The sequence below is a fragment of the Peribacillus muralis genome, from assembly GCF_001645685.2.
GTDB classification, from domain to species: Bacteria; Bacillota; Bacilli; order Bacillales; family DSM-1321; genus Peribacillus; species Peribacillus muralis_A.
This window is the reverse complement of the sequence record NZ_CP017080.1, coordinates 2,382,692-2,394,357: the sequence shown is the minus strand read 5'-3', so window position 1 is coordinate 2,394,357 and position 11,666 is coordinate 2,382,692. Positions and strand designations below refer to the sequence as shown.

Here is an 11,666-nt window from a genome sequence, read left to right as displayed (position 1 = left end):
TTACTTGTTCCTTCTTTTGAGGTGAACCGAATGAATAAAGTATTTTGCTTGGGTGAGGTATTGATTGATTTTATACCGCTTCAAAAAGATCTTGCGTTAAAAGAGGTCACTAGTTTTGAACGTGTTGCTGGGGGAGCCCCTATGAATGTGGCCATTGCTATTGCGAAATACGGGGGAAAATCGGTCATGTTAACGAAAATAGCCAATGATAATTTTGGCGATTATCTGGTGGATGTACTTAAAGAAAATGCTGTAGATACTTCCTGTATTATTCGAAGCAATGAAGGGGAAACGGGATTGGCATTTGTATCTGTAGATCGATCAGGTGAACGTAACTTTAGTTTTTATCGAAAGAATGCGGCAGATTTGATGCTTTCAACGGATGAGATTCAAGCAGAATGGTTTAGCGAAGGAGATTTACTTCATTTTTGTTCAGTGGATTTAGTTGAAAGTCCTATGAGACAAACTCATATAAAAGTGATAGATGATTTTCGGGCAGTAGGAGGAATTGTGAGTTTTGATCCGAATGTTCGCCTTCCATTATGGCCTGATGAAGAGAGTTGCCGCAGAACCATTCTAGACTTTCTGCCTTTGGCAGATATTATTAAAGTTTCAGAAGACGAGCTACCTTTCATAACAAAAATTGAAAATGAAATGGATGCTATTCAATCTCTCTTTAATGGGAATGTGAAAGTAGTCGTATATACAAAAGGAAGTATCGGAGCCTCCATTTATTTGAAAAATGGAGAGCATTTTGAAGATAAAGGCTTTAAAGTGGCTGTGTCAGATACTACAGGAGCGGGTGACGCGTTTATTGGGGGTTTTTTATCCGAATTACTTTCGTTAAATATTTCCACTGATAATTTATGTGCAAAGGTTAGCGAAAATCACCGACAACTACTTGAGTTTGCCAATGCCAGTGGGGCTCTTACTGCTTCTGTAAAAGGCGCCATTCAAGCCGCACCAGGAAAACAGCATGTGTTGAATTTAATTTCTACTCAAAGAAGTCCGCGAAATTAAATGAATAAAAAACGAAAATAGCAAAACATGTTCAGGAAGCATGAAAGAAAATTATCCATAAACGAACATTCGAGGGGTTTTGAAAAAGGGTGCGGACGTTTTAAGATCCGAACCCTTTACGTCTACTAACGGTAATGAGCAAAAAAAAGCTTCTTCAAGAAAAAGGTATGATTTTATTTGATTTCCGCAAAATATACAAAGGCCAAAAAACGCGGAAGGTGATTGATATGAAGGAAATATCCCAAAAGAGATTCTGTGAAACGTGCAAGAAGGAGACGATTCATACGGTTAGGGAAGATGCATTGGAAATAGAATATTCCTGTAACGAGTGTAAGGAGCACCAAGAGATTTACAAATCATTTTTTTAAAAACCAAAAAAGAAATTGGTACGGACAATCTCCATCATCTTTGATCCCTTCAAAAGTCAAAGGCTGCCTTGACCTACGTTTGGATCAAAGAGAAGTTTATATCGAAATACCTTAAAAAAAGCAATCACTACGTGTGAATTGCTTTTTTGTATCTATTTATTTTTTATCGTTATACAGCTTGATTAGGAAAATGAACGTGTTTAGGTACAGCAGTTGGCCTCAAAGCCGCGAATGTGATAACAAATACAAATACACTTACACCTAAAATTAAATAGGTTTTAGAAAAACCGATAGTATCGTACCAATGACCAAGTATAGGGGAAAGAAGGGCTTGACCCACTTGAGACACAAAATAATAACCTACAATATACATCGTTGCCGAGAACTTTGCATCAAAATTTGCATCAATAAATTTCAAGATGGCAATCAACATAATGGGAAGTTCGAAAGAATGTAACATTTTCATTGTAGAAATGCCTATTGGTTCCACTGCTAAACCCGATCCCGTAATACGAATTGCCATGAGTAATCCTGCCACTACCAAACTTTTCTTGGCACCTATTTTATTAACGATAAACGGGGCAATAAACATCATGCCTGCTTCTAAGAAGATTTGAATCGAATTTAAATAACCAAACATTTGGTTACCTTGACCACTTGTAGAGAATAAGGAAGCATAATAAACAGGGAATTGCTGATCATAGACAGAATAAACACAAGCTACGCCTAGAACATACACCATAAATATCCAAAAAGTTTTGTTCTTTAGTAAAGAAAATGTATCTGTTAACTTTAATGAATCCGTTTTCTTTTGTTCTTCTCCCGAAACATGAACTTTCATTAATAGAAGAAAGATAATTAAGAAGATACTACAGGCTGATGCAATCCAAAAGCTGATATGAGGATTGATGTTAAACAGTTTTCCTGAAAAGAAGGCTGCAGCTGCGGCACCTAAGGATCCCCACATCCTTACCTGTCCATACTCAAAATTATATGTTCTTCCGGTGCGTTCCGCGTATGATTCAATGGCACCAAACGACGCTAGTAATGTTGCACTGAGATAAACACTTCCTATTATTGCTCCTAAAAAAGGATTGTAATGTAAGAGTGGGCTGTATATATAAATAAAAAATGGACCAATCAGCATAATTAAAAATGTTATGAGCCACAGCAGATGTTTCCTCAATCCAATTTTATCCGAAATGAAACCGTATAGTGGTTGGAAGCAAAGGGTAGCGATGGCATTAATCGAAAAAATCATACCCACTTGTGCGCCACTTAGCTCTAATGTTTGTCCCAGCCAAATAGCAAACAAGGACATGGCAGATGTAGAAGCAAAAAAATAGAAAAAAGTAAATCCGCTTAATGACCAATAATTTAAATTCTTTTTCATGTTAACAACCCCTTGTATGTAATTGTTTTCCATGTGAATTCCAAAACTGAAAATCCCCCAATAACTTAATAATTAGAAAATTACACATGGTTGAAGCGCTTTCTTTTTTTACTGTGAGGTAAGTATAGGTTTCACTGTAAATAGCATTTTTTCCGAAACGTTTCGGAAATTATATAAAACTAAAAACTATTTATAGTTTTTAGTAGTACTGTCTCTAATAATTAAATTCGTATCTACGTAACGGGACAGATCGGTTGGTTTATCCTCTAACATTTTAATGAGTAGGTCAGCAGCTTCAGAACCAATTTTGTACACTTCTTGTCCAATCGTGGTTAATGGTGGCAGACAATAGGAAGCAAGGGTAATATTATCGTAACCGACTATGGAAATGTCATCTGGTACAGTCTTCCCTAATTTATGGCAAGCTTTTAAAGCTCCCAGTGCCATGACATCACTAGCACAAAATAAAGCATCAATTTCTTTATATTCTTCCAAGAGCTTATAAGTAACCCTTTCCGATGCATCTTCTTCAAAAGCACCATCCACAATCCATTCCTTGTTAACGGGAAGATTATACTCCGTATGCTTCTCCATAAATCCTTTTAATCGTTCTTCGCTTACATAAGCCCCTTCATGTCCATTGATCATCCCTATATTTTTATGACCTAGTTGGATGAGATGCTCAATGGCTTTTTTGGCACCTGATACATTGTCCGTCGTTACATATCCAACAGAATCCGTTTGTATGGGAATATCTATCAATACACAAGGAATATCACTTTCTAAGATTTCTTTTAAATATGGATCGTCTTTTCTGATACCCTGAACAATAGCGCCATCGACACGTCGTTCACGACAAAGCTGTGTATAGGTCTTTTCACGTTGTTTCGTGGTGTTTGTGTTAAATAAAATCAAGTCGTAACCTAGGGTTGAGGCCGTTTCGTTAATTCCACAGAGTACTTCAAATGTAAAATTGTCTTTTATATTTTCCTTACTCATACCGGATACGAGTAACCCAATGGTTTTGGACTTCTTCATAACAAGTCCGCGCGCTAGGGTGTTAGGGCTGTAGTTAAGCTCTTTAGCAACAGCTAAGATTTTTTGTTTGGTCTTTTCATTTACATCAAAATAACCATTTAATGCACGGGATACAGTAGTGACGGAAACCCCAGCAACCTTTGCGATGTCTTTAATCGTTGTCAATAAAAAACCTCCAAAACGTTTCGGATTACTTTCACTATATTCTAGCGCCATTAAAATAAATATTCAATCTTTTTTTATTTGGAAAATTGATAATAAATAAATTACTCTTGTATTTCATTACACATTTAGATTAATGTATGAGTGAAACAATGGAACACCTGATTCATTAAAAGATATCGGGAAAATCGATGAGAATAAAGGGGAAAAGGAGGTAAATCATGTGGATAGATAGTCGACATCAAGAAGCGATTGAAAGGGCAGCCCTATCCATTCGCCACAACATGAAGAAAGTTAGCGGGGATCATTGGAGACCAAATTATCATATAAGCACGGAGGCCTTTTGGATGAATGATCCTAATGGGTTCAGTACATTTAAAAATGAATATCATTTATTTTATCAACATCACCCATATAGCGCTGAATGGGGACCTATGTTTTGGGGACATGTAAAAAGTGAAGATCTAGTCTTTTGGGAACATCTGCCGATAGCGTTGGCTCCAAGCGAAGACTACGACCTGGATGGTTGCTTTTCAGGCAGTACGATAGAAAAAGATGGATTTCTCTATGCCTTGTATACGGGGAATGTTTGGACAGGTAATGATCAAGACACCGATTTAAGGCAAACTCAGTGTCTTGCTGTAAGTGAAGATGGCGTCCATTTTAATAAAAGTAGTAAAAATCCCGTCATTTCATCAGCACCAAATGGAGATATCCATCCTCATCATTTTAGAGATCCAAAGATGTGGAAGCATGGTGATGATTATTATTGCGTGGTCGGATCACGTACAAAGGACCAACAAGGGCAAGCACTGTTATATCGCTCAAAAGATTTAATCGATTGGCATTTTATGAACGTCATGGCAAAGAGTGATGGACAATTAGGATATATGTGGGAATGCCCGGATTTTTTTCATTTAGATGGGCAGGACGTATTAATGATTTCCCCACAAGGTATGAAGCCAAAGGATTATCGTTATCATAATCTCCATCAAGCGGGATATATTCAAGGCAAGTTAGATTATGAAACCGGAATGTTCAGTCATGGGGATTTTCGATTATTGGATTATGGTTTTGATTTTTATGCTCCGCAAACCATTCAAGACTTTCAAGGAAGGCGTATTATGGTAGCTTGGATGGCGATGTGGGAAAGCGAGATGCCTGAACAAAAAAACAATTGGGCAGGGGCCATGACCATTCCTCGTGAGTTAACGATTCAAGACAATGAAATCATAAGTAATCCTATATTGGAAATTGAAAAGCTTCGTGAAAATGCTGTTCAATATAAAAATATCACGGTTGAGGGCGAACATACTTTCAATCAAATTTCAGGTGATAGTTATGAACTTGAGGTGATCATTGACGCACAAGCTTCTTTAACTTTTGGAGTGAAAGTTAGAAAAAGCGAAGCATTAAATCAAGAGACTTTGCTTATGTACAATCGAGCGGAAAGCTTGCTTGAGCTTAACAGGGACCGTTCTGGAAGCGGTCCGAAAGGAAGTAGAGTAGTTCCAGTTAAACTGCATGATAATAAACTATGTTTACGTATTTTCATTGATAAATCTTCTATAGAGGTTTTTATCAATAATGGTGAAAAAGTAATGAGTGCCAGGATTTATCCAGACCAGACAGCCAAAGGTATAAGCTTTTTTTCTGAAAAAGAGATTACGTTGATAAAATTCCAAAAATGGGATTTAAATAAATCCGTATCCAATGGAAGTATTGAAGGCAACAGTAGTTCTTAACATGATATGTTATCGTGCCTGTGAATAAGGTTTGTTAAAAAAACATTGAATTATCAGATTTAAAAAGATAGAATGTAAGACAAGTAAATCCGAAACGTTTCGGAAATAGGGGGAGATTAAGTGGAATACCGTGTAATCAAGGAAAATGATTTGTTTTTGTTAACAGATGAAAGTGGAAATATCACGGAAAAACACCAGTATGGGCTAGGTCTTTATGCAAAGGACACGAGATTTTTAAATAAACTCAATATTAAAATTAATGGGGAAGATCCAATTCTATTGTCTTCCAAAGCCGATGAAAATTATATGGCAACGATCTTACTTACAAATCCTCATATGGAAAATGATGAAGAAGTCATTTTATGGAGAGAATCGATAGAAATCCTGAGAAAGCGTTTCATTAACGATGGAGTTTTATATGAGGCACTTACGTTAAAAAATTACTCCCCGAAGCGTATTTCATTCTCAATCACGGTTGAGGTGGATGCTGATTTTACGGACATGTTCATTGTTCGTGGTTTCCAAACGGGAAAAGTCGGAAAACGAACTGGACAAATGGTTAATGATCAGTCTTTGATTTTTACCTATCAAGGTTCTGATAATCTTTCCCGAGAAACTTATATCTCTTGGGACAGAGAACCCGCTAAGGTAACGGAGACAGGTGAAATTACATTCGATTTCACATTAGAGCATGCACAAGAAGAGGAGGTCGCGCTAACGATACGACCTCAAATCGCAGGAGAGAATGAAAGCGAAATACTCCCCATGACGGAGGCATTTCACGAATTAAGAGCATCCTACAAACAATGGAATAGCAGTACGACAAAAGTAAAAACTGACCACGAAACGCTCCAACGGTTAATTACCAGAGGGTTAAGTGATATCCGTGTTTTACTTTCCGATGTGGGATATGGTCCCTTTCCTGTAGCTGGCTTACCTTGGTATGGAGTTCTGTTCGGACGCGATAGTTTAATCACAGCCTTGCAGATGCTTCCATTCAATCCAGAAGTAGCCAAAGGGACATTAAGGACTTTGGCTGTCTATCAAGGAAAAGAAAACCATCCATGGCGTGATGAGCAGCCAGGGAAAATCATGCATGAAATCCGTTATGGTGAGTTGGCCAATACAAATCAAATTCCGTTTACTCCCTATTACGGTACAGTTGATGCAACCCCTTTATTTATCATATTACTAACGGAATATGTAAAATGGACAGGCGATTTTACGTTACTTAATGACCTGCAGCCTAACCTTGATGCAGCATTTACATGGATTAATGAATACGGTGATAGAGATGGAGATTCATTTGTCGAATATCATCAAGAATCGAGTAAGGGAATTGCCAATCAAGGTTGGAAAGATTCCGCTGACGCTGTTGTTCATAGAAACGGAGAATTTGCAAAAAGTCCTATCGCCCTTGCAGAAGTCCAGGGTTATGTATATCAAGCGAAAATGGGCATGGCTTCATTGTATCAAGCGGTCCATAAACACTCGGAAGCTAAATTGTTAATAGAGGAAGCAGCTCTACTGAAGGAAAAATTTAATGAGCAGTTCTGGATGGATGATCTTTCTTTTTACGCAATAGCCTTAGATCAAAACAAAGAAAAGGTAGGTACCATCACAACAAACCCAGGTCATGTTTTATTATCGGAGATGCTGGATGAGGATAAAGCAGATAAGGTAGCGACCATGCTGTTATCAGATAAAATGTTTTCTGGCTATGGCATACGCACCATGGGGGAAGATGAGGCTGCTTATAATCCTATTAGTTATCATGATGGAAGCATTTGGCCTCATGATAACAGTCTCATAATCCTCGGATTAAGTAAAACGGGGAAACAACAAGAAGCAAATAAAGTGATGCAAGGATTAATGCAAGCGGCGGAACATTTTGAATATGATCGACTGCCTGAATTATTTTGCGGGTATTCATCTGAGCTTGGTAAACCCGTGAAATATCCAGTTGCCTGTTCACCCCAGGCTTGGGCTGCTGCAACACCATTAACATTCATCCAGTCGTTACTTCAACTATTTCCTGACAGCCCATCTGAAGAAATCCACTTAAATCCTTGCCTACTGGATAATATGAATGAACTGAACGTGCAAGGAATCCGCATTGGTAAAGGTATTCTCTCTATTACAGTAAAAAGGGAAGGTGCACAAACCATTGTCTCCATCGATGAAAATACTACAGGTTACAAAGTTGTTTCTTCTTCAGGATTACAACGAAGCAACCGTTGATCATACGAACAGAGTGTCTCCAGTTTGTATGCCATTTTGAAATATGAGGGATTTAAGCTGCTTCATTCAGATATGATGGCACCAATTTGCTAAATTGAATATTTTGTAATTTGACCAATTTCATTGCCTGCTTTGTTTGTGTACGGAAGATGTAGGGTGCTCCTATTAGACTAATGGTAAAATGGAGAGGTGTTGAAGACTTGATAGAGAATAAAAGCTAGTTGTATACAATTATCCAGGAACTATTAAAGAAAGGGCGTGCAAAATGATGGATTTCAATACGGTTATGCAGGAGCTAGAAGCACTCGGTAAGGAACGAACGAAAAAAATGTACATATCCAATGGTGCTCACGAGCCGCTTTTTGGTGTGGCAACCGGTGCCATGAAGCCACTTGCAAAGAATATAAAAATAAATCAACGTTTAGCTGAAGAGCTTTATGCCACAGGTAACTACGATGCGATGTACTTTGCAGGCATTATTGCAGACCCAAAAGCCATGAATGAGTCGGATTTTAATCGTTGGATGGATGGAGCGTATTTTTATATGCTTTCCGATTATGTGGTGGCCGTAACTTTATCAGAATCAGATCTTGCACAAGATGTTGCAGACAAATGGATTTCAAGCGGCGATGACCTGAGAATGTCAGCGGGCTGGAGTTGCTATTGCTGGCTTTTAGGCAATCGCCAAGACGATGAATTTTCCGATATAAAGATTTCCAATCAGGTTGATCTCGTGAAAGATCTTATTCATGATTCGCCTGAACGAACGAAATCCTCTATGAATAATTTTCTATGCAATGTGGGGATTTCGTATTTGCCGCTACACGAAAAGGCAGTCGACACCGCAAAGAAAGTTGGGACAGTAGAAGTTAAACGGGACAAGAAGAAAAACAGTTACTTAAATGCTGCCGAGAGTATTGAAAAAGAAATTCAAAGAGGGCGGCTCGGTTTCAAACGCAAATATGTAAGATGTTAAAATATCTCCGCAACCTGGTATCTATGTTGACGTACTTTTCATTGAAGTTACTGCACTGGCGGCGGCTGGCAATAACCAAACATATCAAGCACTTTAGTCACCGCAAAGCAATGTACTAAAACTGACATTGAATAAATCTTCGAAAGTACTATAAAAGTCGGCTTGAATGAACAAACTTCTCTAAGAAATATGCCTGTCTCTTTTCATGAAAGGGACAGGCATATATTTTTCTGCCGTTTTACATCCAATGCATTGGTTTTTTCATTTCACCATTCAGTGAAGCTAACTCTCAAATAAACGTTGAATTCAAAGTAATAAAAGGAAAAATGGCATAGAAATCGAAATATACATACGAGTATGGAATTGATTTGAGACAATAGTCATTAACTGACAAGGAAAAGGGGATATTATATGTTTACTAGAGAAGCCATTGCATCTTTTAATGAATTGGAATGCTCCTTATACGGTTATATAACGAAAAATGCCGAGAAGGTGGCTTATATGAGGATTAGGGAGCTTGCGGATGAAAACCATGTTTCCACTTCCACTGTTCTGCGTTTTTGCAGGAAGGTCGATTGCGCCGGTTATTCGGAATTCAAAGTGAAGCTTAAAATGTATATGAGTGAAAAGCAGCACATCAAGCTTAAGAGTACCCAGCATTCTTTATCCGAGTTTGTGGAAAGGACGTTAAAGGGAAGCTTCGAATCATATATCCAAGAAACGGCAAGATTGATAGCCCAGGCAGAAAGCGTCATTTTTTTGGGCATCGGCAGCTCTGGCATCATGGCCGAATATGGGTCACGCTACGTTTCGAGCCTTGGGAAATCATCCTTGTATATTAAGGATCCTTTCTTCCCGATCCAATCGAAGGATTCCAGCAATAGTGTGACGATTGCCTTGAGCGTATCTGGAGAAACAGCGGAAATCATTGATCTTATCAAATGTTTAAAAGAAGTGGGAAGCACCATTGTCAGCATAACGAATAACAAGGTCAGCACGATTGCAAGGATTTCCGATTTGAATATAGCTTATTTCGTTACGGAGGAATATAGCGGCAAATCGAATATAACGACGCAAATACCGGTAGTGTATCTATTGGAGGCAATTGCAAAAGAACTTTATAAATGATTGGAAACATCCTGTTTCTTTTTTGTAAAACATGACAATATACGTCACAAAAAACAGAAAGGAGGAATGGTATTTACCATCTTGTTGAAAGCGGATACAATTCTTTGTAGAAAGAGGTGAAGACATGATTCATAAAAAGAAACGACCTTTTCCGGATGACTTTCTTTGGGGCTCTGCATCGGCGGCCTATCAAGTGGAAGGAGGATGGAAAGCGGATGGAAAAGGTCCTTCCGTCTGGGATGTTTACACGAAAATGGCTGGAACGACTTATGAAGGTACGAACGGGGATGTGGCGGTCGATCACTATCACCGATATCGGGAAGACATTGCTTTAATGGCAGAAATGGGCTTGAAAACATATCGCTTTTCCGTAGCCTGGAGCCGGATTTACCCGGAAGGTAAAGGGAAAGTCAATGAAGCGGGGTTAAACTATTACGATGACCTGATTAATGAACTATTAAAACACGGCATTGAACCGATTTTGACCGTCTATCATTGGGATGTTCCTCAAGCATTAATGGAGGAATACGGTGCCTGGGAGTCAAGGGAGATCATCCATGACTTCAACGAATATTGCATCACGTTGTTCAAACGCTTTGGGGAACGGGTCAAGTATTGGGTCACCTTGAACGAGCAGAATGTATTCATCGGATTAGGCTACCGGACAGGGCTGCATCCACCAGGAGTGAAAGATCCCAAAAGGATGTATGAAGCCAATCATATTGCTAACCTGGCAAATGCGAAAGCGATACAATCATTCAGAAGGTTCGTACCTGATGGCAAGATCGGCCCGAGTTTTGCCTATGGACCGACATACCCTTACACTTGCGAGCCGGATAATATCCTTGCCTCCGAAAATGCCGAGGATCTTAATAACCATTGGTGGCTGGACGTTTATTGCTGGGGGACCTATCCGAAGATTAGCATGAAATTTTTAGAGCGGGAGGATATCGCACCGACAATCCTGGAGGGAGATATGGAACTCCTTGCGTTTGGAAGGCCAGACTTCATCGGGGTCAATTACTATCGGACGGGAACCGTTGAAATGAACCCGCTTGATGGCATTGAACAGGGGGCCATGAACACGACGGGGAAGAAAGGAACTTCAGAGGAAAGCGGGATTCCCGGTCTTTTTAAATCGAAGCGAAATCCACACTTGGATACGACGAATTGGGATTGGGAAATCGATCCGACCGGCCTTCGCATCGGTCTTCGCAGGCTGACCAGCAGATATGGGCTTCCGATCCTCATCACGGAAAATGGGTTAGGTGAATATGACACGCTTCTCGATGGCGACATCGTGAATGATGATTATCGCATTCACTATTTAAAAAGTCACATCCTGGCCTGTCAGGATGCCATCAGTGACGGAGTCGATCTTATCGGGTATTGTACGTGGTCATTCACGGATATTTTAAGCTGGCTGAATGGGTACAAAAAACGCTATGGCTTTGTTTATGTGAACAGGGATGAGCATAGTGAAAACGATCTTCGACGGATAAAGAAGAAGAGTTTCTATTGGTATAAGGAATTGATGGAGACAAACGGAAATAATTTACAGAATATTCAATCTATTAAATCGAAGGAGGAGTGAA

Annotated in this window: 8 protein-coding genes; 6 read left to right on the top strand and 2 right to left on the bottom strand. The window is 39.1% G+C overall.

Going from position 1 to position 11,666, the window contains the following annotated elements:
• The first annotated feature begins 30 nt into the window (after positions 1-30).
• The gene (locus ABE28_RS11640; protein ID WP_064465320.1) at positions 31-1,020 is read left to right on the top strand and encodes a carbohydrate kinase family protein; all 990 of its coding nucleotides are present in this window, start codon (positions 31-33) and stop codon (positions 1,018-1,020) included.
• A gap of 537 nt (positions 1,021-1,557) precedes the next feature.
• Here ABE28_RS11640 and ABE28_RS11630 read toward each other — a convergent pair.
• Entirely contained in the window at positions 1,558-2,781 is a 1,224-nt protein-coding gene (locus ABE28_RS11630) for an MFS transporter (RefSeq protein WP_064465058.1), read from the bottom strand.
• A 186-nt stretch (positions 2,782-2,967) separates the two neighbouring features.
• Positions 2,968-3,984, bottom strand: a complete 1,017-nt coding sequence (locus tag ABE28_RS11625) for a LacI family DNA-binding transcriptional regulator (RefSeq protein WP_064465059.1) — start codon at positions 3,982-3,984, stop codon at positions 2,968-2,970.
• Positions 3,985-4,202: 218 nt separating this feature from the next.
• On the opposite strand from ABE28_RS11625, the gene ABE28_RS11620 reads away from it, so the two are divergent.
• From ABE28_RS11620 to ABE28_RS11600, 5 genes are all read left to right on the top strand, one after another.
• Positions 4,203-5,726 carry a glycoside hydrolase family 32 protein gene (locus tag ABE28_RS11620; protein WP_064465060.1) on the top strand — a complete coding sequence of 508 codons (1,524 nt, stop codon included), beginning with the start codon at positions 4,203-4,205 and terminating at the stop codon, positions 5,724-5,726.
• A 120-nt stretch (positions 5,727-5,846) separates the two neighbouring features.
• Positions 5,847-7,967, top strand: coding sequence for an amylo-alpha-1,6-glucosidase (locus tag ABE28_RS11615; protein ID WP_064465061.1), 2,121 nt, complete (start codon positions 5,847-5,849; stop codon positions 7,965-7,967).
• 268 nt (positions 7,968-8,235) lie between these two features.
• On the top strand, positions 8,236-8,943 hold the full coding sequence (locus ABE28_RS11610; protein ID WP_064465321.1) for a DNA alkylation repair protein: 708 nt from the start codon (positions 8,236-8,238) through the stop codon (positions 8,941-8,943).
• Between the two features lie 411 nt (positions 8,944-9,354).
• Positions 9,355-10,071 (top strand): MurR/RpiR family transcriptional regulator, encoded by a 717-nt coding sequence (locus ABE28_RS11605; RefSeq protein WP_064465062.1) that lies wholly within the window; start codon positions 9,355-9,357, stop codon positions 10,069-10,071.
• A 124-nt stretch (positions 10,072-10,195) separates the two neighbouring features.
• Positions 10,196-11,665 carry a glycoside hydrolase family 1 protein gene (locus ABE28_RS11600; RefSeq protein ID WP_064465063.1) on the top strand — a complete coding sequence of 490 codons (1,470 nt, stop codon included), beginning with the start codon at positions 10,196-10,198 and terminating at the stop codon, positions 11,663-11,665.
• Position 11,666 lies beyond the last annotated feature (1 nt).

Bases quoted from the DNA above. Each gene is read 5' to 3' on its own strand.
- ABE28_RS11630 (WP_064465058.1), bottom strand. From the start codon at position 2,781: ATGAAAAAGAATTTAAATTATTGGTCATTAAGCGGATTTACTTTTTTC.
- ABE28_RS11600 (WP_064465063.1), top strand. From the start codon at position 10,196: ATGATTCATAAAAAGAAACGACCTTTTCCGGATGACTTTCTTTGGGGC.
- ABE28_RS11605 (WP_064465062.1), top strand. From the start codon at position 9,355: ATGTTTACTAGAGAAGCCATTGCATCTTTTAATGAATTGGAATGCTCC.
- ABE28_RS11610 (WP_064465321.1), top strand. From the start codon at position 8,236: ATGGATTTCAATACGGTTATGCAGGAGCTAGAAGCACTCGGTAAGGAA.
- ABE28_RS11620 (WP_064465060.1), top strand. From the start codon at position 4,203: ATGTGGATAGATAGTCGACATCAAGAAGCGATTGAAAGGGCAGCCCTA.
- ABE28_RS11640 (WP_064465320.1), top strand. From the start codon at position 31: ATGAATAAAGTATTTTGCTTGGGTGAGGTATTGATTGATTTTATACCG.